Annotated in this window: 24 protein-coding genes and 1 tRNA gene; 12 read left to right on the top strand and 13 right to left on the bottom strand. The window is 68.3% G+C overall.

Features of this window, described 5'->3' with window-relative positions:
• The first annotated feature begins 335 nt into the window (after positions 1-335).
• The 4 genes from DIE17_RS02735 (at position 336) to DIE17_RS02720 (ending at position 4768) form a co-directional block, all read left to right on the top strand.
• Positions 336-1520 (top strand): porin, encoded by a 1185-nt coding sequence (locus DIE17_RS02735; protein WP_044846514.1) that lies wholly within the window; start codon positions 336-338, stop codon positions 1518-1520.
• A 126-nt stretch (positions 1521-1646) separates the two neighbouring features.
• On the top strand, positions 1647-2906 hold the full coding sequence (gene soxC / locus DIE17_RS02730; RefSeq protein ID WP_124519742.1) for a sulfite dehydrogenase: 1260 nt from the start codon (positions 1647-1649) through the stop codon (positions 2904-2906).
• The gene (locus tag DIE17_RS02725) at positions 2899-3456 is read left to right on the top strand and encodes a c-type cytochrome (protein ID WP_124519741.1); all 558 of its coding nucleotides are present in this window, start codon (positions 2899-2901) and stop codon (positions 3454-3456) included. Before soxC ends, DIE17_RS02725 begins: the two co-directional genes overlap by 8 nt.
• 112 nt (positions 3457-3568) lie before the next feature.
• Complete coding sequence (locus DIE17_RS02720) at positions 3569-4768, top strand: LLM class flavin-dependent oxidoreductase (protein WP_124519740.1); 1200 nt, start codon at positions 3569-3571, stop codon at positions 4766-4768.
• A gap of 2 nt (positions 4769-4770) precedes the next feature.
• On the opposite strand, the gene DIE17_RS02715 is transcribed toward DIE17_RS02720, so the two are convergent.
• The 6 genes from DIE17_RS02715 to DIE17_RS02690 form a co-directional block, all read right to left on the bottom strand.
• Positions 4771-6135 (bottom strand): LLM class flavin-dependent oxidoreductase, encoded by a 1365-nt coding sequence (locus DIE17_RS02715; protein WP_044843485.1) that lies wholly within the window; start codon positions 6133-6135, stop codon positions 4771-4773.
• 39 nt (positions 6136-6174) lie between these two features.
• Entirely contained in the window at positions 6175-7392 is a 1218-nt protein-coding gene (locus DIE17_RS02710) for an acyl-CoA dehydrogenase family protein (RefSeq protein ID WP_124519739.1), read from the bottom strand.
• 175 nt (positions 7393-7567) lie between these two features.
• Complete coding sequence (locus DIE17_RS02705) at positions 7568-8455, bottom strand: ABC transporter permease (protein ID WP_124519738.1); 888 nt, start codon at positions 8453-8455, stop codon at positions 7568-7570.
• Positions 8452-9393 carry an ABC transporter ATP-binding protein gene (locus DIE17_RS02700; protein ID WP_260426155.1) on the bottom strand — a complete coding sequence of 314 codons (942 nt, stop codon included), beginning with the start codon at positions 9391-9393 and terminating at the stop codon, positions 8452-8454. The genes DIE17_RS02705 and DIE17_RS02700 overlap by 4 nt, the downstream gene beginning before the upstream one ends.
• A gap of 127 nt (positions 9394-9520) precedes the next feature.
• Positions 9521-10576 (bottom strand): ABC transporter substrate-binding protein, encoded by a 1056-nt coding sequence (locus tag DIE17_RS02695; protein ID WP_124519737.1) that lies wholly within the window; start codon positions 10574-10576, stop codon positions 9521-9523.
• Between the two features lie 43 nt (positions 10577-10619).
• Positions 10620-11534 carry a TauD/TfdA family dioxygenase gene (locus DIE17_RS02690; protein WP_124519736.1) on the bottom strand — a complete coding sequence of 305 codons (915 nt, stop codon included), beginning with the start codon at positions 11532-11534 and terminating at the stop codon, positions 10620-10622.
• A 363-nt stretch (positions 11535-11897) separates the two neighbouring features.
• On the opposite strand from DIE17_RS02690, the gene DIE17_RS02685 reads away from it, so the two are divergent.
• Complete coding sequence (locus DIE17_RS02685; RefSeq protein ID WP_124519735.1) at positions 11898-14087, top strand: ATP-binding protein; 2190 nt, start codon at positions 11898-11900, stop codon at positions 14085-14087.
• Positions 14088-14162: 75 nt separating this feature from the next.
• Here the strand turns inward: DIE17_RS02685 and DIE17_RS02680 are convergent, their stop codons facing one another.
• The gene (locus DIE17_RS02680) at positions 14163-14873 is read right to left on the bottom strand and encodes an MgtC/SapB family protein (protein WP_124519734.1); all 711 of its coding nucleotides are present in this window, start codon (positions 14871-14873) and stop codon (positions 14163-14165) included.
• A 381-nt stretch (positions 14874-15254) separates the two neighbouring features.
• Between DIE17_RS02680 and DIE17_RS02675 the strand changes: the two genes are divergently transcribed.
• Positions 15255-15539, top strand: coding sequence for a helix-turn-helix domain-containing protein (locus tag DIE17_RS02675; RefSeq protein ID WP_044843467.1), 285 nt, complete (start codon positions 15255-15257; stop codon positions 15537-15539).
• On the top strand, positions 15529-16833 hold the full coding sequence (locus DIE17_RS02670) for a HipA domain-containing protein (protein ID WP_124519733.1): 1305 nt from the start codon (positions 15529-15531) through the stop codon (positions 16831-16833). Before DIE17_RS02675 ends, DIE17_RS02670 begins: the two co-directional genes overlap by 11 nt.
• Positions 16834-17007: 174 nt before the next feature.
• Here the strand turns inward: DIE17_RS02670 and DIE17_RS02665 are convergent, their stop codons facing one another.
• Positions 17008-17391 (bottom strand): hypothetical protein, encoded by a 384-nt coding sequence (locus DIE17_RS02665; protein ID WP_124519732.1) that lies wholly within the window; start codon positions 17389-17391, stop codon positions 17008-17010.
• Between the two features lie 249 nt (positions 17392-17640).
• On the opposite strand from DIE17_RS02665, the gene DIE17_RS02660 reads away from it, so the two are divergent.
• From DIE17_RS02660 to DIE17_RS02640, 5 genes are all read left to right on the top strand, one after another.
• Complete coding sequence (locus DIE17_RS02660) at positions 17641-18081, top strand: Hsp20/alpha crystallin family protein (protein ID WP_124519731.1); 441 nt, start codon at positions 17641-17643, stop codon at positions 18079-18081.
• A 15-nt stretch (positions 18082-18096) separates the two neighbouring features.
• Positions 18097-18504, top strand: a complete 408-nt coding sequence (locus tag DIE17_RS02655; protein WP_124519730.1) for an Hsp20/alpha crystallin family protein — start codon at positions 18097-18099, stop codon at positions 18502-18504.
• A gap of 215 nt (positions 18505-18719) precedes the next feature.
• On the top strand, positions 18720-18896 hold the full coding sequence (locus DIE17_RS38365; RefSeq protein WP_260427852.1) for a hypothetical protein: 177 nt from the start codon (positions 18720-18722) through the stop codon (positions 18894-18896).
• Between the two features lie 19 nt (positions 18897-18915).
• Positions 18916-19479 carry an Hsp20/alpha crystallin family protein gene (locus DIE17_RS02645; protein WP_124519729.1) on the top strand — a complete coding sequence of 188 codons (564 nt, stop codon included), beginning with the start codon at positions 18916-18918 and terminating at the stop codon, positions 19477-19479.
• Positions 19480-19526: 47 nt separating this feature from the next.
• Positions 19527-19600, top strand: a tRNA-OTHER gene (locus DIE17_RS02640).
• Between the two features lie 79 nt (positions 19601-19679).
• On the opposite strand, the gene DIE17_RS02635 is transcribed toward DIE17_RS02640, so the two are convergent.
• From DIE17_RS02635 to DIE17_RS02615, 5 genes are all read right to left on the bottom strand, one after another.
• A complete protein-coding gene (locus tag DIE17_RS02635; RefSeq protein ID WP_124519728.1) occupies positions 19680-20075 on the bottom strand; it encodes a hypothetical protein in 396 nt (131 codons plus the stop codon).
• Between the two features lie 84 nt (positions 20076-20159).
• Positions 20160-20414 carry a hypothetical protein gene (locus DIE17_RS02630; RefSeq protein ID WP_124485851.1) on the bottom strand — a complete coding sequence of 85 codons (255 nt, stop codon included), beginning with the start codon at positions 20412-20414 and terminating at the stop codon, positions 20160-20162.
• A 109-nt stretch (positions 20415-20523) separates the two neighbouring features.
• Complete coding sequence (gene groL / locus DIE17_RS02625) at positions 20524-22146, bottom strand: chaperonin GroEL (RefSeq protein ID WP_124519727.1); 1623 nt, start codon at positions 22144-22146, stop codon at positions 20524-20526.
• Positions 22147-22223: 77 nt separating this feature from the next.
• Positions 22224-22541, bottom strand: coding sequence for a co-chaperone GroES (groES, locus tag DIE17_RS02620; protein ID WP_124485849.1), 318 nt, complete (start codon positions 22539-22541; stop codon positions 22224-22226).
• Positions 22542-23228: 687 nt separating this feature from the next.
• Positions 23229-23651 (bottom strand): ACT domain-containing protein, encoded by a 423-nt coding sequence (locus tag DIE17_RS02615; protein ID WP_124519726.1) that lies wholly within the window; start codon positions 23649-23651, stop codon positions 23229-23231.
• Between the last annotated feature and the right edge of the window lie 10 nt (positions 23652-23661).

The raw sequence follows: 23661 nt of genomic DNA, 5'->3' as shown, positions 1-23661 counted from the left end.
GGTGTGCCTACCGCATCGGCCGCGCGTCTCACAGAGCCGCGTTGCATAAAAACATCGTCATCCGAACGGATCTCGTCGCGATATCCAACGATTTCATCGATCGATATGCGCACGACCGCGCATGGCCGTCGCGCGATGTTCGCCATCCATGCCGATACGTCCGCTGCAGCACGCGCGCCGGACGCGATCGCGGCGCACGCGTCGAGCGTGCAGCGGCACGCATTGCAATTCGCTCGCGCAGCGAATTGCAAACCACGGATCGAACGTTCGTCGACCGGACCGACGTCAATAGCATCGTGATCCTCGCAGATTCACCCATAAAAAAGAGGTTACTCATGATCAAGAAGTCGGTAGTCCTGGGTTTGGTTTCGATCGGTTCCATCGGCGCGCATGCGCAGAGTTCCGTCACGCTGTACGGCGTCGTCGACGCCGGCTTTGCCTATACGAACAGCCAGGGCGGCGCGAGCAACATCCAGCAGACGAGCGGCAAGCTGAGCGGCAGCCGCTGGGGCCTGAAAGGCAACGAGGATCTCGGCGGCGGCCTGGCGGCCGTGTTCACGCTCGAAAGCGGCTTCCGGCCGAGCGACGGCGGGCTCGGCCAGGGCGGCCGCCTGTTCGGCCGCTCCGCGTACGTGGGCCTGAGCAAGGCCGACCTCGGCACGCTGACGTTCGGCCGCCAGTACGAGCCGATCACCGATCTCGTCGCGCAGTACGCGGGGTCCGGATTCTGGTCGCCGGCCACCCATGTCGGCGACAACGACAACCTGAACCAGAGCTTCCGGATCAACAACGCGGTGAAGTTCCGCAGCGCGACGATCGCCGGTTTCACCGCCGACGCGCTGTACGCGTTCAGCAACCAGGCCAACGGCGGCGCGGGCACCGGCTTCTCGAACAACAACGCGTGGGGCGTGTCGGCGAACTACGTGAACGGCCCGCTGTCGGCGGGCGCCGGCTATGTGCGGCTCAACCACCCGAACGCGACGTCGAACACGAGCGGCGCGGTGGGCGGCGCGACCACGACGACCGGCAACGACTACAGCGGCGCGTTCTTCTACGGGCTGAACGGCGGCGTGCGCAAGCAGCAGATCGGCGTCGCGGGCGCGAACTACGCGCTCGGCCGCGCGACCCTCGGCTTCGCGTGGAGCCACACGCAGCTCGACTATGTCGACGGCTCGTCGCGCAAGTTCAACAACTACGACGTGAACGGGCGCTACCAGATCACGCCGGCGGCGACGCTGATCGGCGTCTACACGTTCACCGACGGACGCGCGAGCGGCTTGCCGGGCACCGGCGGCCAGACGCTGAAGCCGCGCTGGCACCAGTTCACGCTCGGGTTCGACTATGCGTTGTCGAAGCGCACCGACATTTACCTGTCCGGTATCTACCAGCTGGCCGCGGGCGATGCGAGCACCGCGACGTCCGGTGGCTATCGCCGGATCGCGGCGATCTCGAACATCGGCAGCGCATCGTCGACGAATCGGCAGCTCGCGTTCGTCAGCGGGCTGCGCGTGAAGTTCTGAGCGTTCGCGCAGCCGGCGCGGCGCGATAAGCAAAGCGGGAATCGTTGTTTGCCGCGTCGCGCCCGGTTGCCGAGAATGTCCGTTTTTCCGGATGCTGCCGCGCCCGCGCGCGGCACGGCTTCTCTCATGACCGACTCTCCTTCCCGCCCACGCCGCGCCGGCCGACGCGCGGCGCTGCGCCAGCTCGCCGGCGGCTGGGCCGCCGCGATGCTGCCGGCCGGCGGCGCGCTCGCGGGCCAGCCGCTCGCACCGCTGGACGTGCCGCCGTGGACGCGCACGCCGGGCGCACCGCTGCTGTCGCCACCGTATGGCGTGCCGGGCGCGCACGAACGCGACGTCATCCGTCGCAGCGCGCGCACGCCGGCGCTGCCCGGCTCCGGCTCGTCGATGACGCCGCTCGGCGACCTGTTCGGCGACATCACGCCGAACGGCCTCGTCTACGAGCGCCATCACGCGGGCGTGCCCGAGATCGATGCACAACGCCACCGCGTCGTCGTGCACGGCCTCGTGCGCGAGCCGCGCAGCTTCACGCTCGACGACCTGCTGCGCTTTCCGTCCGAATCGCGGATCCACTTCCTCGAATGCTCGGGCAATACCGGCAGCGAATGGAACGGCCCGAGCGGCCTGCCCGTCCAGTTCACGCACGGATTGCTGTCGTGCTGCGAATGGACGGGCGTGCGGCTGTCGACACTGCTCGACGAAACGGGCGTCGATCCGGCCGCGCAGTGGCTGCTCGCCGAAGGCGCGGACGGCGCGGCGATGACGCGCAGCCTGCCGCTCGACCGGATTCTCGAGCGTGCGCTCGTCGTCTATGCGCAGAACGGCGAGCGGCTGCGCCCCGAGAACGGCTACCCGGTGCGGCTGATCGTGCCGGGCTTCGAAGGCAACACCAACATCAAGTGGTTGCGGCGGCTGAAGCTCGTGCGCGCGCCGGAGATGACGCGCGAGGAAACGTCGAAATACACGAGCCTGCTGCCGAACGGCTGCGCCCGCCAGTTCGTGTTCGAGATGGACGCGAAATCGGTGATCACGCGCCCGTCGGCCGGCCACCGGCTCGCATCGCACGGCTACTACCCGATCAGCGGCTATGCGTGGTCGGGGCGCGGCCGGGTGCGCGCGGTCGACGTCTCGACCGACGGCGGCCGCACCTGGCGCGCCGCGCGGCTCGCGGGCGACGTGCGCGATCGCGCGCTGACGCGCTTCGAAGCCGACTGGGTCTGGAACGGCGAGCCCGCCGACCTGCAAAGCCGCGCGACCGACGAAACGGGCTACGTGCAGCCGACCCGCGACGCGCTCGTCGCCGCACGCGGCGTCAATTCGCAATACCACTACAACGGCATCCAGAACTGGCGCGTCAGCGCGGACGGGGAGGTGCGCAATGCGTAACACGATCGTGCGTCGGCTCGCGTCGTGCGCGGTCGTGTCGGGCACGTTCGGCGCGCTCGCGTTGTCTGCGCTACCCGCGTTCGGTGCAGGCTTCGGCCTCGGTCAGCCGGTCGACCGCGCGGCGCTCGCCGCATGGGACATCGACGTCGCGCCCGACGGCAGCGGCCTGCCGCCCGGCGCGGGCACGGTCGCGCGCGGCGCGCACGTGTTCGCCGACAAGTGCGCGATGTGCCACGGCGCCGGCGGCCAGGGCGGCGTCGGCGATCCGCTCGTCGGCGGCCTCGGCTCGCTGGCCGGCGCGAAGCCGAAAAAGACGGTCGGCAGCTACTGGCCGTATGCGACGACGCTGTTCGACTACATCCGCCGCGCGATGCCGTACAACGCGCCGCAGTCGCTGAGCGCGGACGAAGTCTATGCGGTCACGGCCTACGTGCTGCACCTGAACGGCATCGTGCCGGACGACACGACGCTCGACGCGCACACGCTGCCGCGCATCAGGATGCCGAACCGCGACGGCTTCGTGCCCGACCCGCGGCCGGGACGACTGTGACGCGACGCGATCCACCGGCCGGCACGACGCAGAACGGCCCGGCAAGACTGCCGGCATCGCGTGCCGGATTTTTTCGTTCGGTGCCAGCGCGCCGCGCAGGGAGGAGCCTACCTTGACCGACACATCCGCCGCCGCTCGGGCCGACGCGCCGCTCGTGGCGTCGCCGTTCGTCGACGTCCGTTCGCCGGCCGATTTCCCCGACAGCCCCGCGTCGCGCGTGCTCGCGCAGCCGCTGATGCTCGGGCTGTTCCTGCCGATCCAGGCCGGCGGCTGGAGCGCCTCGACGCTGCCGCGCTCGACCGACTGGACGTTCGACTACAACGCCGACCTGGTCGCGCGCGCCGAGGCGCTCGGCTTCGATCTCGTGTTCGCGCTGTCGCAGTGGTTGCCGAAAGGCGGCTACGGCGGCGTGTTCGACGGCCAGGCGCTCGACTCGTTCATGACGCTCGCGGCGCTCACCGCGCGCACCGAACGGATCATCCTCGTCGCGACGAGCCACGTGCTCTACGGGCCGTGGCATCCGCTGCATTTCGCGAAGTTCACGGCAACGCTCGATCACATCTCGCGCGGACGCTGGGGCATCAACGTCGTGACCGGCCACCGCGCGATCGAACACGAGATGTTCGGCTGGAACCGGATCGAGCACGACCGTCGTTACGAGATGGCCGCCGAGTTCGTCGACGCGGTCAGCCAGCTGTGGGCCCAGCCGGACAACTTCAGCTATGCGCCCGCGCTGTCGAGCTGGCGGCTCTCCGGCGCGTTCGTCACGCCGAAGCCGCGCTACGGCCGCCCGCTGCTGATCAACGCGACCGGCTCCGACGCCGGCATCGATTTCGCGGCCCGCTATTCGGACATCGTGTTCGTCACGAGCCCGGCCGGCCCGGACGTCGATCTCGCGCTGGACGCGCTGCCCGCGCATACGGCCCGCGTGAAGGCGGCCGCCGCCGCGCGCGGCAGGACGATCCGCACGCTGCTCAATCCGCTCGTGATCTGCCGCGAGACGGCGGCCGAGGCGCGCGCGTACCGCGACGCGATCGTCGCGCATGCGGACGAAGGCAGCTTCCACCGCTTCGACAGCGACGCCCATGCGTGGCGCGGCGGCTTCGAACAACGCGCGCAGGCGGCCGCGCGTGCGATCGGCGGCAACATCTCGATCACGGGCTCGCCCGAGGAAGTCGCCGACTACATCTTGCGGCTGCATCGCGCGGGCATCGACGGCATCCAGTTGAGCTTCTACGACTTCAGGCCGGATCTCGACTTCTTCGGCGCACGCGTGCTGCCGCTGCTGCGCGACGCCGGCCTGCGGCGCTGAACTCAGGCCGCCGCGGCGCCGGGCACGGCCGACGCGCGCCGCGCCGCGGGGCGCCGCAATCCGAGGTGATCGCGCAGCGTGCTGCCGGCGTAGTCGCTGCGGAACAGCCCGCGACGACGCAATTCGGGCAGCACGAGCGCGATGAAATCGTCGAGGCCGCCAGGCAGGGTCGGCGCCATCACGTTGTAGCCGTCCGCGCCGTAATGCACGAACCGTTCCTCGAGCGCATCGACGATCTGCTCCGGCGTGCCGACGAGCTGCCAGTGACCGCGCGCGCCCGCGATGCGCAGGTACAGCTCGCGGATCGTCAGGTTCTCGCGGCGCGCGAGCTCGAGCGTCAGCGTCTGCCGGCTCTTGCTCGCATTCGTTTCCGGCAGCGGCGGGATCGGGCCGTCGAGCGGATAGGCGGACAGGTCGACGCCGCCGGTCAGGCCCGACACCAGCGCGAGCCCGACCTTCGGGTCGATCAGCGCCTGCAGCGCGTCGAACTTCTCCTTCGCCTCGCTCTCGGTGCGACCGACCACCGGAAAGACGCCGGGCATGATCTTCAGCGTGTCGGGGTCGCGGCCGAACGCGGCGAGCTGCCCCTTCACGTCCGCGTAGAACGCGACCGCGTCGTCGAGCGTCTGCTGCGCGGTGAAGATCACCTCGGCCGTGCGCGCGGCCAGCCGCGTGCCGGCCGCCGACGAGCCGGCCTGCACGATCACCGGCTGCCCCTGCGGCGCGCGCGGCACGTTCAGCGGCCCGTCCACCCGGAAGAAGCGGCCGCGATGAGCGAGCACGTGGCGCTTGTCGGGGTCGAAGAAGCGGCCGCTGGCACGGTCGCGCACGAACGCGTCGTCGTCCCAGCTGTCCCACAGTCCGCGCACGACGTCGGCGAATTCCTCCGCGCGCGCATAGCGTTCGCCGTGATCGAAATGCGCATCGCGGTTGAAGTTGCGCGCTTCGTGCGCGCTCGACGACGTGACGAGATTCCATCCGGCGCGGCCGCCGCTGATGTGGTCGAGCGACGCGAACTTGCGTGCGATGTGGAACGGCTCGTTGAAGCTCGTCGACGCGGTGCCGACGAGGCCGATGCGTTCGGTGACGGCCGCGAGCGCCGACAGCAGCGTCAGCGGCTCGAACTGCGCGACGTAGCTGTGCGCGGTGCGGCTCAGGAATTCGACGTCGTCGCCGCGCGTGCCGACGCCGTCCGCGAGGAACACGAGGTCGAACTTCGCGGCCTCGGCCGCCTGCGCGAGCCGCACGTAATGACGAAAGTCGACACCGGCGTCCGCCTGCGAGCCGGGATGGCGCCACGCGGCGATGTGATGGCCGGTCGGATACAGGAACGCGCCGAGGTGCAGGTGGCCGGTGCGGGTCGTCATCGGGGAGCTCCCGGAAAGTGGGCTGCGGGTGCAGCGGAATCAGAACACGCGTCCTTCGGTCAGGTGCGTGGTCACGCCGTTCAGGTCGTAGTCGCCGATCACCCGCGCCTTGTGCAGCAGCGGGTTGTGGCTGAAGATCGTGCGCAGGTTGCGCCAGTGCCGGTCGAGGTTGTGCACGCGCGCGGTCGCCGACGCGCCGCCCACTTCGAACAGCCGTTCGGCCGCGTACAGCGCGAGCTTGCCGACGATCAGCTGCGTGCGCGCGGTCGCGAGCGCGCTGTCGAGCACGCGTTCGTGCGCGTCCGCCGCGCCGGCCTCGATCGCGTCCGCGGAGCGGTCGAGCGCACGCGCGTTGTCGCGCACGAGCGCGTCGATCGCGTGGCTGTGCGCCGACAGCTCGCCGACGATCTGCTGGATGAAATGATCGTCGCGCGCGCTCGCCGCCGGGCTGTGCAGCACCGGCCGGCCATGCTCGAGCACGTAGCGGCGCGCGTCGGCCACCACGTTGCGCACGATGCCCGCGCCCGTCGCGACGAGATGAAGCTGCCGCAGCGCGCCGCAATGGCGGCCGACGAGCGTCGAGCCGTCGCGGGCCGCGACTTCGTCCGCGAATACCTGCACGTCGTGCAGCAACAGGCTGCCGCTCGCGGTCATGCGCTGGCCCATGCCGTCCCAGTCGTCGAGCACCTGCACGCCGTCGCGCGCGACCGGGATGATCACGGCGAGCGCGTCGCCCTGCTCGTTCTCCACGTTGATGCGCGCGAAATCGGCAAACGCGGTGCCGGTCGAATAGTATTTGCGGCCCGTCACGCGATGGTGCGCGCCGTCGCGGCGCAGCACGGTCGTGTTCTCGCCCGGCCGCGACGTGCCGCGCTCGGTCGACGCGCCGCCGAAGATCGCGCCGGCCAGCGCGCGCTCGAGCTGCACGTCGTTGAACGGCGTGCGCGGCGACAGCCGCAGCGTCTCGGTCAGGTCGTAGTGGATGCGCAGCGCGTGCGCGAGATTCGAATCGGCGGCCGCGAGCGTCGCGATCGTCTCGAACAGGTCGACCAGCGTGCCGCCCAGGCCGCCGCGTTCGACCGGAATCCTCAGCACGCCGAGCGCGGAACGGCGAAAGAGTGCGAAGCCTTCGAACGGCAGTTCGCGACGCGCCTCGCGTTGCGCGGCGTCGCGCCCGATCGCCGTCGCGAGTTCGGGCAGTGCGGCGAGCGCGGCGCGCAACGCGTCGTGCGGTTCGGCACCATGACGGGCATTCATGCAGCGGTTCCTCATCGTCGAAAAGCGACGGCCCGCCGCACGATTGCGCAGGCCGTCGCCGCAGCCCGCAGGCAGCACCGAAAAGTATAGGGACGCATCCGGTGCGCGTGAAAAACCGATTTCAGCTTTGGTTATGCGTGCGCCGGGAATGCGGCGCGCACGCGCATCGATACGATCAGTGCGGGATGCCCCAGCGGCGCACCGTCACGCGTTCGAGCGTATCGAACACGAGATGCTCGACGAGCAGGCCGATCACGATGACGGCCGCGAGGCCCGCGAACACGCGGTCGGTATACAGCTCGTTGCGGTTCTGGAAGATGTACCAGCCGAGCCCGCCCTGCCCCGCGCTCGCGCCGAACACGAGTTCGGCCGCGATCAGCGTACGCCACGCGAACGCCCAGCCGACGCGCAGCCCCGACAGGATCGACGGCAGCGCGGCCGGCACGAGAATCAGCGCGATCTGGCGCAGGCCGGTGAGGCCGTAGTTGCGCCCGGCCATCTTCAGCGTGGCCGGCACGCCGGCGAACCCCGTGTACATGCTGAGCGCGAGCGGCCAGAGCACCGCGTGCACGAGCACGAACAGCAGGCTGCCGGTGCCGAGCCCGAACCACAGGAGCGCGATCGGCAGCAACGCGATCGACGGCAGCGGATTGAACATCGACGTGAGCATCGACAGCACGTCGCGGCCGATGCGCGTCGACACCGCGAGCGAGGTCAGCACGAACGCGAGCAATACGCCGAGCGCATAGCCGCGCAGCAGCACCGACATCGAGATGCCCGTCTTCACCAGCAGTTCGCCCGACGCGATGCCCTGCACGAACGCGGCCAGCGTCGCGCCGAAGGTCGGCACGAGCAGGTCGTTCGCGACGATGCGCGCGATGATTTCCCATGCGGCGATCAGCACGAGTGCGATGACCGCGCGGCGAAACCCGCTCGCGCCGACGATGCGGCGCCACAGCGGTGCGGGCGCCGCACGTTCGGCGTCGGGCGGCGGGTCGAGCGGGCGTACGTATTCGGCGCGCACGGGCGGCAGCGGCGGCAGGACCGGATCGATCGTGCTCATGATGCGATGCCCTCCGTGGCCGGTGCGGCCCGCGTTTCGTCCGCGACGTCGGTATCGAACAGCAGATGATGAATGCGCGCGACGCGCTCGCGGAAGTCGCCACTGCCGACGCTGTCGAGCGAATGGTCGTGACTGTTGAGCTCCGCGCGCACGCGGCCCGGATGCGGCGACAGCAGCAGGATCCGGTTGCCGACGACGAGCGCCTCCTCGATCGAATGCGTGACGAACAGCAGCGTGAAGCGGAACTCGTCCCACAGCCGCAGCAGTTCCTCCTGCATCTTGCGGCGCGTGAGCGCGTCGAGCGCGGCGAACGGTTCGTCCATCAGCAGCACGCGCGGCTGCATCGCCAGCGCGCGCGCGATCGCGACGCGCTGCTTCATGCCGCCGGACAGCGTGTGCGGATAGGCATCGGCGAACGCACCGAGGCCGACCTTGTCGAGATAGTGCAGCGCGCGCTCGCGTGCTTCGGCGCGCGACAGCTTCGCGGCCGCGCGCAACGGAAACGCGACGTTCTCGACGACCGTCTTCCACGGCGGCAACTGGTCGAATTCCTGGAATACGACGATGCGGTCGGGGCCCGGCCCTTGCACGGGCCGGCCGTCGAGCGCGATCGAGCCCGACACGGGCTCGATGAAGCCGGCGATCGCCTTCAGCAACGTGGACTTGCCGCACCCCGACGGGCCGAGCAGCACGAAACGGTCGCTGCCATACACGTCGAAGCTGACCTGATGGGTCGCGCGCACGATCCGCGCGCCGCTCCGGTATTCGAGGCTCACGCGATCGATCGCCAGCAGGCGCTCGCTGTGCGCGCCGGCCGGCGCGGACGCGGATGCCGGCCTGCTCGCCGCGTCGGTGTCGGTGACGGGTTGGGCGGGCGGTGCGGCGGCGCCGCGCGCCGCGTACGGCGGCAGCCCGATTCGGGGAGAAGTGGCGTTCACGATCGAAACTCTTGCGGGTAAAGCATCAACATACGGCGGCACCGCGCGCGGCCCAACCAACGATTGCACATATCGAAACCGCGTCGACGCATAAGCGTCGATCGCGGCGCCGCAGCGCCACGCCCGCTCAGCTACCGCCGGCCGTCGCCGGATCGTCGAAGAAGTAGTCGCGCCACGACTTCGGCTCGTTGCGGATCGCGCCGGTGCGATACATGAACTGCGCGAGCTTCAGCGTGTTCTCCGGGGCCGTCTTGAACTGCACCTGCGGATTGCGCAGGATCTTCAGCAGCAACGCGCGATCGATCTTCGAGCCGTTCACGCGGATATAGGTATCGACCGCGCGCTCGGGATCGGCCGCGATCTGGTGCGCGGCGTCGGCGAGCGCGGCGACGAACGCGCGGTACGTCTTCGGGTTCTCGTCGCGGAATTTCTCCGTCGCGTACAGCACCGTCGCGGAACTCGGGCCGCCGAGCACGTCGTAGGAATTCAGCACGATGTGTGCGTTCGGATTGCCCGCGAGTTCCTGCTCCTGGAACGGCGGATTGCCGAAGTGGCCCGTGATCACGTTGCTGTTCGCGAGAATCGCGGCCGTCGCGTCGGGATGCGGGATCGCCTGCGTGAGCGGATCGAGCTTGTCGAACTGCTTGTCGCCCCACTGCTTCGCGGCCGCGTACTGCAGCACGCGCGACTGCACCGACACGCCGACGGCCGGCACCGCGATGCGGTCCTTCGCGCCCAGGTCGGCGATCGTCTTCACGTTCGGGTTGCTGCTGACGAGGTAGTACGGAAAATTGCCGAGCGACGCGACGCCCTTCACGTTCTGCCGGCCGCGCGTGCGATCCCACACGGTCAGCAGCGGCCCGACGCCCGCGCCGGCGACGTCGACCGCGCCCGACAGCAGCGCGTCGTTCACGGCCGCGCCGCCCGACAAGCGCACCCAGTCGACCTTGATGTCGAGGCCGGCCTTGCGCCCTTCCTTCTCGATCAGTTGCTGGTCGCGCGCGACGTTCAGCATCAGGTAGACCACGCCGAACTGCTCGGCGATGCGGATGCGGCCTTCCGCGTGCGCGGCTTGCGGCGTGCCGGCGGCCGCCAGTGCGAGCGCCGCGGTGAGCGTGGCGGCCAGTGCGCGGCGCGCGGCCAGGGTCGTGCGGCGCACGGCCGGCGAAAGCGGAAACGACATCGGAACTCCAGTGAGAATGAGGCGGCGAACCGGGACGTGCCGTTCAGAACGGCGCGTCACCTTCGATCGTGGTGCGGTACAGCTTGCGGCGCAGATGGTCGGGCGTGCCGGCCGCGAGATGCATCAGCGAGCGGTTGTCCCAGAACACGAGGTCGTGCTCGCGCCAGTGGTGCCGATACAGATGCTCGGCACGCACGCTGTGCGCGAACAGTTCGTCGAGCAGCGCGCGGCTTTCGTCTTCGGGCAGATCGACGATGCGCGTCGTGAAATGCTCGCTGACGAACAACGCCTTGCGGCCCGTTTCAGGATGCGTGCGCACGACCGGATGCACCACCGCCTCGACCTGCGCGATCTGCTCGGCCGACAGGTTCGGCCGCCACGGGCTGCGCGCCTGCAGCTCCGCATAGCGGGCGAGATACGTGTGCTCGGCACGCCGCCCTTCGACCGCGCGGCGCAGGTGCGCGGGCAGCGTGTCCCACGCGAGATGCATGTTCGCGAACAACGTGTCGCCGCCCTCGGCCGGCAGCTCCTGCGCATGCAGCAGCGAGCCGAGGCTCGGCTTTTCCTTGTACGACAGGTCGGAGTGCCAGAAATGGCCGGCGTCGCCGAGCCCGATCGGCTTGCCGTTCTCGACGATGTTCGACACGATCAGCACTTCCGGATGCGCGGGCAGCGCGAACTGGTGCAGCACGTGGATCTGCAGCGGGCCGAAACGGCGGCTGAACGCGATGTGCTCGTCCGGCGTGATGCGCTGGTCGCGAAACACCAGCACGTGATGGTCGAGATGCGCGCGATGGATGCGCGCGAAATCGGCGGCGCCGAGCGGTTGCGACAGGTCGATGCCGACGACTTCGGCGCCGAGCGGCGCATCGAACGGGAGGATGTCGAATCGCTGCGTGCCGGCCTCCGGCGGCAAGGCGGGCGTCGATATTGCGGCGCGGATGGCGGAAGTCGTCACGGTACAGCCCTTGATTCGGTAAAGATGCGAATCTACGAGCGCGTGCCGCAGTGCGTCAACGAAGCGATTCGGATACGTTTATCTGCTGCAGCGATAAAGATCGCTGCTCGGACGGCGGGGCCGGCAGGCGGGCGTCCGCCACCCGACGCGGGCTTTCTGCAGTATTTACAAATGCAGCGCCATCCGGCACCGCCCGCGTGGGCCGGGCCGATGCCGCGGCGTCGCCGGGCATCGGCGCCGCTCCGGCACGCAGCTTGCGCGCGCCGGACCGGATATGGCCGCGGCACGGAATCGCCGGCCGCCAACGGCATTGCCTGGTCGTGAGCGATGAAAACAGTCCCTCCCCTGCTGGAATCGGCGCCAATGCGGGCCGATCACTTCGTCCAGTTCTACGAGTCCGACGCGCAGCTCATGTCGGAAGTCGCCGTGTTCGCGGCCCAGGCGCTGCGCGCCGGCGGCAGCGCGATCGTGATCGCGCGGCCCGCCTGCCTCGCGGCGGTGCACGAACGCCTGCACACGCTCGGTGCATCGGCCGGCGGCGCGGCTCGCGGCCGCATCTTCATGTCGAGCGCGCATGCGCTGCTCGACAGCTTCATGAATGGCGACCTGCCCGACCCCGCGCGCTTTCGCCGCTCGATCGGCACGATCGTCGAAGCGGCGATCCGCGCCGGCCGGCCCGTGCATGCGTTCGGCGAAATGGTCGCGCTGCTGTGCGCGCGCAACCGGTACGCCGCGGCGCTGCGGGTGGAAGCGCTATGGAACGCGCTGATCGAGCGGTACCGCTTCTCGCTCTACTGCGGCTATCCGCACGACGCGTTTGCGAGCGCCGAGCAGTCGGAGACGTTCCGCCACGTATGCGCGCTGCACCGCCGCATCCTGCCCGTCGCATCGCTGCGCGACGACGAAGGCGGGCTGTACCCGACGCTGGCGCTGGCGCAGCAGCGCTCGCGCGCGCTGAGCGACGAGATCCGCCGCCGCGAGGATGCCGAACAGCAACGCAACGGCGTCCTGATGCACGCGCCGTTGCCGATCGCGCTGCTGTCGGGCCCCGCGCACCGGATCGTGCTCGCGAATCACCGCTTCTCGGCCTTGTGCGGCCGGACCGACATCGTCGACCAGCCGCTGACGGCGGTGCTGCCCGGCGGCGATGCGCCCGAGATCGTGCGTGCACTGGAAGCCGCCCGCGCGCAGGGCTGCTCGACGACGATCGGCGAGCACCGCGACCGGCCCGAGCCGGACGGCGCCCGCGTGTACCGGCTGCATTTCAATCCGCAGCCGCTCGCGGACGGGCTGGGCGTGATCGTCAGTGCGGTCGAGGTGACCGAGCACGTCGCCGCGCGCGAGAAGCTCGTCGCCGCGAACGCGGAGCGCGACCGGCTGCTGGGCGAGCTGCGCGACGCGAATCAGGCCAAGGACCAGTTTCTCGCGGTGCTCGGCCATGAGCTGCGCAATCCGCTGACACCGATCTCGCTCGCGCTGGAGCTGATCCGCAACCGCGACGGCCACGCGACGCCGAACGAGATCGCGATCATCCAGCGCCAGCTCGATCACATGGTCCGGCTGATCGACGACCTGCTCGACGTGTCGCGCATCACGCGCGGCAAGATCACGCTGAAGAAGGAAGCCGTGCGGCTCGCCGACATCGCCGACCGCGCGGTCGAGATTGCGAGCCCGCTGCTCGAGCAGCGCCGCCACCGCCTGCAGGTCGACGCCGATCCGGACGCGCGCTGCCACGGCGACCCGGTGCGGCTGTCGCAGGCCGTCGCGAACCTGCTGACCAACGCGGCGAAATACACGCTGCCGGGCGGCGACATCACGCTGCGCGCGGCGCGCGGCGCGGACGACACCGCGATCGTCGAGGTGTGCGACAACGGCGCCGGCATTCCGCGCGATCGTCTCGACAGCATCTTCGAGCCGTTCTACCGGCTCGACGGTGAAGCGAAACAGGCGCATGGCGGCCTCGGCATCGGCCTTGCGCTCGTGCGCAGCCTCGTGACGCTGCACGGCGGCACGGTGCGCGCGGACAGCGCCGGCCCCGGCTGCGGCAGCACGTTTACGATCACGCTGCCCGAATACCGGCCGAAAACGGTGGCGGTCACCGTGCCGCAGCCGCCGCCCGGCATCCGCGACCTGGCGCCGGGCCGCACCGGCCGGCGCGTGATGCTGGTCGACGACAACGAGGATGCCGCGTCGACGCTCGCGCAATGGCTGCGCGAGGCCGGTCACGAGGTCGCCGTCGTGCACGACCCGGTCACCGCGCTGGCCGCGTACCGCGCCTATCGCCCCGACGTCGCGATCCTCGACATCGGGCTGCCGGTGATGGACGGCTACGAGCTGCTGCGGCGGCTGAAGGCGATCACCGAGGTCACGCCGTGCATCTTTCTCGCGCTGACCGGTTATGGCCGCAACGCGGATCGCGAACGCTGTCTCGCGACCGGGTTTCTGCAGCATTTCGTGAAACCGGTCGACCCGGCCGCGCTCCATCTCGCGATGAGCCGGCCGGGGACGGACGGCGATGCGCACGACGGCGCCGGTGCGGAAGCCGGACGCTGAACGCTGCCGGATCCTGAATGCCGAATGCGGCACGAGGCATGGAACCAGCCGACGTTCCGGCAAGCGCCGTGCGGCTCAGTTCTCCTCGGAACAGCGGATCGACGTCAGGCCGGCCGATTCGACGATCCGGATCAGTTGACGCAGCATCGCATCGGCGTCGGCCGGTTCGCGCCACTTCACGAGCAGTTCTTCCTCGCGCGACGCACGCGCGGCCGTTTCGCGAAAACCGCGCGTGCGGCACGCGAAGCCCGCATCGTGCAGCCCGGTCGTCAGGCGCTCGCGCGCCGTCGAGCCCAGTTCGTACTCGACCGTGACCAGCGCAGTCCTGACGCTGCGCACGCGCTGCTCGACCAACCGCAGCGGCCATACGACCAGGAGGGCGAGCGCGAGCCCGAGCGCGCCGAGCGACAGCTGGCCGCCGCCGATGCACAGTCCGACGACGGTGACGAACCACAGCGTCGCAGCCGTGGTCACGCCGGATACGAGGCCGTCGCGATGCAGGATCGCGCCGCCGCCGATGAAGCCCATCCCGGTCAGGATGCCGAGCGGCAGGCGCATCGGGTCGAGCACCGAGAACCCGTCCTGCGGCTTGCCGGCCTGCAGCAGCAGCGCATTGACCTGCAGCATCGCCAGGCACGCGGCGAGACAGACGAAGATCGTCGTGCGCAGCCCTGCCGTCTTGCCGGATTCGCTGCGATCGAGGCCGATCAGCCCGCCCGCGACGAGCGCCAGGACGATCCTGACGAGGACCGCATCCCACTGAAGTACGACCGGCATCGGCTCCATGCGCGCCTCCCTGCAAATCTTCTTGCGTGATGCGTCGCGGCGTGGCCGCGGACGACGCTTGCGGCGCGCAAGGTTCGGGCCCGGCTCGCGCGCGTGTCGCAGTGTCGGCGTGTCGCCGCCCGCACGGCTAGCGCCCTGACCGCTCAGTCGTCGCGCGCGCATGCGACCGGGCCGCCGTCACGGTCCCGCCCTTCTCCGCATCCGTTCGGATACGAAAATCGCCTGCGTCACGATTTCGCGCCTCCCGGTATCCGACCGGGTACGAAACGGCGCACCGGCTCCCCGGTTCGCCGCTCCGTTCCTGTACGGATACGAAATGATGCCCCGGCCGGCGAGTTGTGCAATACTGTTCCCGATCAGATACGAAGCACGGAGAACGTCATGTCGGAGTCCCAGTCCGTCGACACGATCGGCGCGCTCGCCCACCTCATCCGCGCGGCGCGGCTCCAGCAGGGGTTCACGCGCGACGAACTCGCGAACGCGACCGGGTTGTCGCCGAAATTCATCAGCCAGGTGGAAGGCGGAAAGCCGACCGCGCAAATCGGCAAGGTCATGCTGCTGCTCGGCGAACTGGGCGTGCGCCTGTACGCCGAGTCGTCGGTCGAGATTTCGGAAGCCACCGCGCTGAAGGCCGCGCAACGCCGCAGGAGCAGCCATGGCGGCTAGAACGCTGATCGCGTCCGCCAACGGCGTGCGCATGGGCACGCTGACCGACGACAAGGGCATCTGGTCGTTCGCGTACGACCCGCAATGGCTCGCGTCCCCGGCTGCCTATCCGCTGTCCCCGGCGTTCGCGCTGCGCGCCGGCCCCTTCACCGACACGTCGACCGATCGCCCGGTCCAGTGGTTCTTCGACAACCTGCTGCCCGAGGAAGGCATGCGCACCTCGCTCGCGCGCGAGGCGAAGGTCGACGCCGCCGACGCGTGGGGCCTGCTCGCGTACTTCGGGCGCGAATCGGCCGGCGCGCTGACGCTGCTGGCCGACGGCGAACGGGAAGCGCCCGGCAGCCTGCAGCCGCTGCCGCTCGACGAGCTCGAGCGCCGCATCCAGGCGATGCCCGAGCGCGCGCTGACGGCCACCGCGCCCAAGCGCATGTCGGCGGCCGGCGCGCAGCAGAAGCTGCTGCTGGTGCTGCGCGGCGATGCACCCGACTACGCGCTGTACGAGCCGGTCGGCAGCGAGCCGTCGATGCACCTGCTCAAGCCGGACATGCGCGCGGCCGGCTACCCGCACTCGGCGATCAACGAATTCTTCTGCATGAAGCTCGCGAAGAAGATGGGGCTCGACGTGCCCGACGTGCACTTCCTGCGCGCGCCGTCCGCGTGCTACGTGATCGACCGGTTCGACCGCGACGTCGCGTCGGCGCCGGCCGCACGCGTGCATACGATCGACGCGATGCAGTTGCTCAACTACGACCGCGGCTTCAAGTACCAGCGCGCGAACGCGCAGGAGCTCGCCCGCGCGATCGAGCGCACCAGCACGCGCGCGCTGGCGCGCCTGTCGGTGTTCCGCTGGACCGTGTTCAACGTGGTGGTCGGCAATGCCGACGCGCACCTGAAGAACCTGTCGTTCTTCGTCGACGCGCGCGGCTACCGGCTCGCGCCGTTCTACGACATCGTCAGCACGGTCGTGTATCACACGCCGACGCACCGCCCCGACCATCGCGGCGATCACTGGCCGCACTGCGAATTGACGATGCCGCTCGGCAACGCGACGCGCTTTGTCGAAATCGATGCGGCCGCGCTGATCGCGTTCGGTCAGGCGCTCGGGCTCAGGGAGAAAGCGGCGGCAAGCGAACTGCAGCGCTTTCTCGAACCGCTCGATCGCCATGTCGCGCAGACGCTCGACGAAGTGCGGGCAATCGCGCGCCCGGACGCCGGCGAGACGCGGCTGCTGAATTCGATCGCGGCGATGCCAATCGCGGAGATGGGGCGCGCGCTTCGGCCGACGCACGGTTGAGGACGGACACGAAGCATGCACCTGGGCGCGCCGGTCCAGGTGGATCGCCAATCCGACGTCCTGCGTCGGTCGGGTGCCCCATTCCGCGATCGTTGCCGCCGTGCCCGCCCCGCGCCGGCATGTCGGCAGACGCGAACCTGCGCCCGCCGTACGGCCGGGCGCCGAACCGATCGGTCAGCGGATCGGCGGCGTCGAACTCAGCTTCTCCGACAGCATCCGCTCGTACACGCCGAAGTGCAGATCGACCTCCTTTTGCGTGACCGGGGTGACCGTGATGTTGATCTGCTCGGGCAACAGGCCCAGCACGACCGCAACCGCGGCTTCAAGTTGCGGTGCACAAGCCTTGTCCTCCGCCATCGTCGTGCCGACCAGCACGTCGTAGGTCTTTTCCTGCCGGCAGACGATCTCGACGAGTCGCGCCCGCGCGCTCATGTTGTTGTCGATCGCCAGCCTGACGACCTCGGTCACGGTGCGCATCGTCTCGGTCGGAAAGCCCTTCGTCGAGCGCAGCCGGATACGATGCCTGCCCAGCGTAAGCCAGTCCGTATCGAATTCCATGGCGTCCTCCGCATGCAGTTCCAAGCCGCTGCGATGATAGGTTCCAGCACCGGAATTTCAAGTGCAAAAATCTGCCGCCGCCCCTTGAAATTTTCCGCAGAGTGCCTATCTTGAGTTTCGCTCAGGCAGACGCGCGAACCGTTTCATCCCGCGCGCTGCGTGTTTCGATTTGTTTGCCGGCAGTCCGGCAGGCGAACTGGAGCGCGTAGGCCCGTTCGCCTCCCGATTGCCATCAAGGAGGATACGATCATGAGCGATCTTTACTTCGGAACCGATTTCTTCAGCGAGTTCGACCGCCTGCAGCAGCAGATGGCGCAACTCTTCGGCGGCTTCCCGTCCAGCATCCGCGCGAGCCGGCTCGGCGCGTTTCCTCAGATCAACATCGGCGCGACGGACGAGTCGATCGAGATCGTCGCCTTCGCCCCGGGCATCAATGCCGCCGAACTCGACGTATCGATCGACAAGGGCTTGCTGACCCTCAGCGGCGAACGCAAATCGACGCAACCCGACACTGAAAGCGAGACGCGTACGTATGCGCAGGAGCGCTTCGTCGGCGCCTTCCGGCGCGTCATCGAGCTGCCCGACACCGCCGATCCCGACAAGGTCCAGGCGCGCTACGAAAATGGCTGCCTGTCGATCAGTATCGGCAAGCGCGAGTCGTCCAAGCCACGCGCCATCACTGTCCAGTAACTCGAGGAGCCGATCATGAACGACATGACCAAACTGGCTGAACGCGACCCATCCGCAGTCACGCGTCGCGACGCGGAACAGGCCACGCGCCGGATCACCCTCACCCCGGCCGTCGACATCTACGAGAGCAACCACGGCGTCACACTGTGGGCAGATCTGCCCGGCGTGACGAAGGACAAGCTGGACGTCAAGGTTCACGACAGCAGCCTCTCGATCGAGGCCGAGGCGGTGGTGCCGACGCCGGCAAATCTGCGCCTGCAGCATGCCGAGGTCCGGGAGCCGCACTTCGCGAGGACGTTCACGCTGTCACCGGACTTCGATACGTCGAAGATCGAGGCAAGCCTCCAGGACGGGGTGTTGAAGCTGACGATCCCGCGTCGCGACGAGGCTCGCCCACGGCGCATCGAAGTCAGGACCGGCTGACCCTGCGGCCACGGCGGGTCGGGAGCATGGGCGGCGGGAAAAGCGCCGCCGCCCGTCGCGAACCAGGAGCGGGAGGCACCGGTGTCCGATGTCGCTCAGGAGTCCTGGAAAGGGCATGCGGTCCTTGTCCGCACCGTGCCCATGCGACGATCGCGACACGCACGTCCGCACCGGATGGCCACATCGCCATCGTCCGGATCGAACGGAACGACGAGGTGTCGGCCGACCGGCATCCGCCGCGTTTCGGCCGGCGCTGGACAAGCGCGGCCGAAGCGCAGCGCGATGCGCTCGAGTACGCGGTGAAACTGATCGATCGCGACGTGCCCGGCGCAGTCGAGGCTCGGGGCACGCTTGCTGCCTGGGGGCCGGCCGCCACGCTCGAAACGGATTGAAGCTGAATCGGAGGACGCCATGAATACCGATCCGAAGAAGTGGAACCCCTTCAAGTTCCTTCGCGGAACTGCCCGCAAGTCCGACGCGGAAGGCCCGGACAACCCGCCGTCAAGCGAACAGTGGCGGGCCGCGTGGCCCGACATTCCGCGACTGTTCTCACGTGAGCCGTGGCGTGCGGTGGAGGAATTCCTTCATGACCCGCTCGCAGGCCGTGGCGCGCTCGAACGATGGTTCGGCGACTTCAGTTCATCGCGCTTCCAGCCGCGCATCGACGTCGTCGATGAAGGACCGGTGCTGCGCGTCACCGCCGAACTGCCCGGAATGGCGCGCGAAGATCTGAAGGTGAGCGTCGAGGACGGGGCAATCGTGCTGCGCGGAGAGAAAAAGCAGGACGTACGCAGCGAGGAAAACGGCTGTTACCGGCTGGAGCGCGCCCACGGAAGCTTCATCCGCACGATCCCGATGCCGGACTACGCCGACCCCGATCGCACGTTGGCAAAGTTCGATAACGGTGTACTCACGTTGACCGTGCCAAAGTCGGAGCCGACACAGACCGTGAGTCGCACGATCGAAATCCGCTAGGGCAAACACGAAAAGTGCCGTGGTGGCGGGCGGATATCGGACGAACCGGGCCGTTGGCTCAGTTGGTGGAGCGGCCGACTTTTTTGTCCGTTGGTCGCTGGTTCGAATCCGGTACGGCCCGCATGAAACCGAACATCCGCTGCCACCCGACAAACGCGGCTTGCGATGGGCGACGAACGCACCGAAGCCATGGATGACGGTCAGCCAGCCGCTGTGGAAGTGTCGTGGCAGACGTGCCCGAAGCGGGACACTCGCGACGCATATCGCACGGCGTCGTCCTTTGGACCCGGCTCGATCTCGCACCAGAATTCCTGATGACGGGCACCGAGACGGCGGGCCGCCTCGTAGCGATGAAAGTGACTGGCGAGCCAGAACCGGCACCCGTCGAAGAAGACCTTCATGGCCGGCCGCGCCGCGCGCATCGAACCACGGCGGATAGCGGTCATGGCTTCCTCCAGCGCTTCGTCGGCGAATGTTTGCGCGCCGCGCAGTGCATCATCGACCGAGAGTTGCAAGAACTTGAGGTAGTCCCTCCCGAGCACGCCGGCAGGAAGGCCCATCGACGAGCGGACAGGCGAACGCGGTTCATTGGCCATGACCATGTCCGATTCAGCGGGTTGGCAAGACGATCGGGACGCGGGTTGATGTCGCCGCATCCCGAGCCGGCCGGTCGGGCAAGTTCATTCGTCGGCCATGAGATGGCGGATGACCAGCGCCGGATCGGCGATATCCAGAATCAGCCGGCGCAGTATGCGCCTGCGCATGTGCTCTTCGTCGAGACTCCAGGGCGCGCCCTTTGCGCTGAGATAACGCGCGAGCGCGTCCCGGTTGTCTGCGCCTGCGGGCAAGTCGAGCCGGACGGCCAGCAGTCCCGCCACCACGTCGTCGAGCTCGATGTCGAGCGGCTTCGAGTCGATGCAAAGTTCGAGTTTCATGTCGGTCACCCGCAAAAAGCGGCGCCGCTTCAGCGGGGCAGCGCGCGGCGCCGAACGTGTTGCGCCGGCCGCGACTGTTGGCCGGCGCGTACGAGACCCGCTGCCCGGGTCAGTACTCGAGCGCCGGTTCGGCGGACTGCGCCGGCTTTTCGTCCTTCGGCGCGTCCGCAACCGTCGCGTCGGTCGTCAGGATCAGCCCGGCGATCGATGCGGCGTTCTGCAGCGCCGTACGCGTAACCTTGGTGGGATCGACCACACCCGCCTCGACCAGATCGCCATATTCTCCGGTGGCCGCGTTGTAGCCGAAGTTGCCCTTGCCTTCGAGCACCTTCGCGATGACCACCGAAGGCTCGTCCCCCGCGTTCGCGGCGATTACGCGCAGCGGCGCTTCGAGCGCGCGCAGCACGATCTGGACACCGGCGTCCTGGTCGCCGTTGGCGCCTGTCAGGCTCGCCACCATCGAACGGGCGCGCAGGAGCGCTACGCCACCGCCCGGCACGATGCCTTCCTCGACCGCCGCGCGCGTGGCATGCAGCGCGTCGTCCACCCGGTCCTTCTTCTCCTTCATCTCGAGCTCGGTCGCCGCCCCGACCTTGATGACGGCCACCCCGCCCGCGAGTTTCGCGACGCGCTCCTGCAGTTTCTCGCGATCGTAGTCGCTCGTGGCTTCCTCGATTTGCGTGCGAATGGACTTCACGCGCGCTTCGATGCGCTTCTCGTCGCCCGCGCCGTCGATGATGATCGTGTCGTCCTTGCGCACCTCGACGCGCTTGGCACGGCCGAGATCCTCGAGTGCCGCCTTCTGCAGCTGCTTGCCGGTTTCTTCCGAGATGACGGTCGCGCCAGTCAGGATGGCGATGTCCTCGAGCATGGCCTTGCGCCGGTCGCCGAAACCGGGCGCCTTGACCGCCACCACCTTCAGGATGCCTCGCATCGCGTTGACCACGAGCGTGGCCAACGCTTCGCCGTCGACGTCTTCCGCAACGATCAGCAGGGGCTTGCCTGCCTTGGAGGCGACCTCGAGGATCGGCAGCAGATCCCGGATGTTCGAGATCTTCTTGTCGTGCAACAGGATCAGCGCGTCGTCCAGGTACGCGGCCTGCCGTTCCGGATCGTTGATGAAGTAGGGGCTGACGTAGCCGCGGTCGAACTGCATCCCTTCAACCACATCCAGCTCGTTCTCGAGCGACTTGCCATCCTCGACCGTGATGACGCCTTCCTTGCCGACCTTCTCCATGGCGTCGGCGATGATCTTGCCGATGGTCTCGTCGGCGTTCGCCGAGACCGCCGCCACCTGTGCGATCTCCCTGTTGGTGGAAATCGGCTTCGACAGCTTGCGCAGTTCGTCGAGCACGGCGGCCACGGCCTTGTCGATGCCGCGCTTGAGATCCATCGGATTCATGCCGGCGGCGACGTGCTTCATGCCTTCCTGCACGATCGCCTGGGCGAGCACGGTGGCCGTGGTGGTACCGTCGCCGGCCACATCGGCGGTCTTCGACGCGACTTGCTTGACGATCTGCGCCCCCATGTTTTCGAAGCGGTCCTTCAGTTCGATTTCCTTCGCGACCGACACGCCGTCCTTCGTGAGGGCAGGCGCGCCGAAGCCGCGCTCGATCAGCACATTGCGGCCTTTCGGCCCCAGCGTGACCTTCACGGCATCGGCGAGAACGTTTACGCCCTTGACGATACGGGCACGGGCGCTGTCGTGGAATTGGACGTCTTTTGCACTCATGTTGCTGCTCCGGATAGTAGTCGTTGACTCGACCCGTCGCGAACCGCCAGTCGGGTGTTCGCGACCGGCTCGGGATGTCAGGCGGCCTCACGCGAGGCGCCGACGTCGGCTTCGAGGAGGCCCATGACGTCTTCCTCGCGCATGACGAGCAGTTCCTCGCCATCGACCTTGACGGTCTGGCCTGCGTATTTGCCGAAGAGAACCTGGTCACCGACTTTCAACTGGAGCGCGCGCAGCGTTCCATCCTGCAGCAGCCGGCCGCTGCCGACTGCGACGACTTCGCCTTGTTCTGGTTTTTCTGCCGCGGAATCGGGTATCACGATGCCCGAAGCCGTCGTCCGCTGCGTCTCGATTCGCTTGACGATAACCCGGTCGTAGAGGGGACGAATCTGCATTTCCATCTCCTGAGCGATTAAAGGATCACCAATAAGGGAATCCGGCCGCGCGTACCGGGGCGCGTGGAACGCCGCCGTGCAGCCGAGCCAATGTCTGGCGGATTGCGAAATAGAGGCGGCCGTCGCGCGCTTCAAGGGGGTGTGAAAACGGCTATTTGTAACAAGTTGTTTCGGAGCGGCGTTGAATGGGACTGCCCTGCCGAGGCGACGTACGGTGCGGCCACGTCCGCATTGCCGGGCTCGCTCCGGGCGCTGCGAGGTCCGGCCAGTGGTGACCAGCGAACGAACGCGACAAGCGGGGGAATGGGCGATGCTGAATAGATAAGACAGGATAAGTATTCTTATCACAATGCATCTGTTTTTATTAAAAACTCGAACACGAACAAATACGCCGGGTCAATCGATCCCCTGCCCGCTCGCCCGTGTTTGCCTCACACGGCGTGACGAAACGCGAAGGCACACGAAGACACGGGAACACGGCAGACGTACGCGGCGAATCACGCGAACGAAGCGCCGCTGCGGCGCGTCGCCCGCGCGCATGCCGCAATCGATTGGCCGTCGATATTCCGCGGCGGCCTCACCCGGCCGAAGATCGGGGCAGACCGCGCCGCACGCCCGATGCAACGCACGCGAAATTCAGCCGTGAAAGGCACCCCGCCTCACCCGGCAGTCGACTGAAGCGGCAATTCAGGGCCTTTGCAGGATGTCTGTCGCCTGCTCGGCGTCGGCCAGCGAGTCGAGCGCTAGATAGGCAATGAACTGCGAGCCGAGCACGGCGGCGGATATGCCGCGGAGATTGATCCCGCCGTCCGACAGTTTCTGGGTCAGCTCCGCGATGATCCCCATCTGGTCCAGCCCCATCACACGGATCGAGTGCAGGCTCGAGCTAGGACTGAATCCCGCCTGCGTGGCAGCACGGGTCTCCCGATCTCCCTGCAGCGGCGCGACGAATACCACCCCTTTGCCGGGTGCTTCCTGGGTGCGCCGGGCGACGATGAATTGCAAATCCACGCCGGCATCCCGCAACGCGTTCAGCACGCGTGCAAGACCGCCCGGCTTGTCCTCGATGGTGGCCGCCCATACGTCGACGCGTTCCACGAGCAGTTCCATGGCCCCTCCA

This window comes from Burkholderia sp. Bp9099, from assembly GCF_003857805.1.
GTDB lineage: Bacteria > Pseudomonadota > Gammaproteobacteria > Burkholderiales > Burkholderiaceae > Burkholderia.
The sequence above is the reverse complement of the archived record's forward strand: the minus strand, read 5'-3'. Positions and strand labels throughout refer to the sequence as shown.

What these genes read in the sequence shown, in the direction of transcription:
- DIE17_RS02725 (WP_124519741.1), top strand. Translation starts at nt 2,899, where the DNA reads ATGCGTAACACGATCGTGCGTCGGCTCGCGTCGTGCGCGGTCGTGTCG.
- groL (WP_124519727.1), bottom strand. Translation starts at nt 22,146, where the DNA reads ATGAGTGCAAAAGACGTCCAATTCCACGACAGCGCCCGTGCCCGTATC.
- DIE17_RS02685 (WP_124519735.1), top strand. Translation starts at nt 11,898, where the DNA reads ATGCGGGCCGATCACTTCGTCCAGTTCTACGAGTCCGACGCGCAGCTC.
- DIE17_RS02630 (WP_124485851.1), bottom strand. Translation starts at nt 20,414, where the DNA reads ATGAAACTCGAACTTTGCATCGACTCGAAGCCGCTCGACATCGAGCTC.
- DIE17_RS02705 (WP_124519738.1), bottom strand. Translation starts at nt 8,455, where the DNA reads ATGAGCACGATCGATCCGGTCCTGCCGCCGCTGCCGCCCGTGCGCGCC.
- DIE17_RS02695 (WP_124519737.1), bottom strand. Translation starts at nt 10,576, where the DNA reads ATGTCGTTTCCGCTTTCGCCGGCCGTGCGCCGCACGACCCTGGCCGCG.
- groES (WP_124485849.1), bottom strand. Translation starts at nt 22,541, where the DNA reads ATGCAGATTCGTCCCCTCTACGACCGGGTTATCGTCAAGCGAATCGAG.
- DIE17_RS02615 (WP_124519726.1), bottom strand. Translation starts at nt 23,651, where the DNA reads ATGGAACTGCTCGTGGAACGCGTCGACGTATGGGCGGCCACCATCGAG.
- DIE17_RS02715 (WP_044843485.1), bottom strand. Translation starts at nt 6,135, where the DNA reads ATGACGACCCGCACCGGCCACCTGCACCTCGGCGCGTTCCTGTATCCG.
- DIE17_RS02635 (WP_124519728.1), bottom strand. Translation starts at nt 20,075, where the DNA reads ATGGCCAATGAACCGCGTTCGCCTGTCCGCTCGTCGATGGGCCTTCCT.
- DIE17_RS02680 (WP_124519734.1), bottom strand. Translation starts at nt 14,873, where the DNA reads ATGGAGCCGATGCCGGTCGTACTTCAGTGGGATGCGGTCCTCGTCAGG.
- DIE17_RS02675 (WP_044843467.1), top strand. Translation starts at nt 15,255, where the DNA reads ATGTCGGAGTCCCAGTCCGTCGACACGATCGGCGCGCTCGCCCACCTC.
- DIE17_RS02735 (WP_044846514.1), top strand. Translation starts at nt 336, where the DNA reads ATGATCAAGAAGTCGGTAGTCCTGGGTTTGGTTTCGATCGGTTCCATC.
- soxC (WP_124519742.1), top strand. Translation starts at nt 1,647, where the DNA reads ATGACCGACTCTCCTTCCCGCCCACGCCGCGCCGGCCGACGCGCGGCG.
- DIE17_RS02710 (WP_124519739.1), bottom strand. Translation starts at nt 7,392, where the DNA reads ATGAATGCCCGTCATGGTGCCGAACCGCACGACGCGTTGCGCGCCGCG.
- DIE17_RS02670 (WP_124519733.1), top strand. Translation starts at nt 15,529, where the DNA reads ATGGCGGCTAGAACGCTGATCGCGTCCGCCAACGGCGTGCGCATGGGC.
- DIE17_RS02655 (WP_124519730.1), top strand. Translation starts at nt 18,097, where the DNA reads ATGAACGACATGACCAAACTGGCTGAACGCGACCCATCCGCAGTCACG.
- DIE17_RS02660 (WP_124519731.1), top strand. Translation starts at nt 17,641, where the DNA reads ATGAGCGATCTTTACTTCGGAACCGATTTCTTCAGCGAGTTCGACCGC.
- DIE17_RS02645 (WP_124519729.1), top strand. Translation starts at nt 18,916, where the DNA reads ATGAATACCGATCCGAAGAAGTGGAACCCCTTCAAGTTCCTTCGCGGA.
- DIE17_RS02665 (WP_124519732.1), bottom strand. Translation starts at nt 17,391, where the DNA reads ATGGAATTCGATACGGACTGGCTTACGCTGGGCAGGCATCGTATCCGG.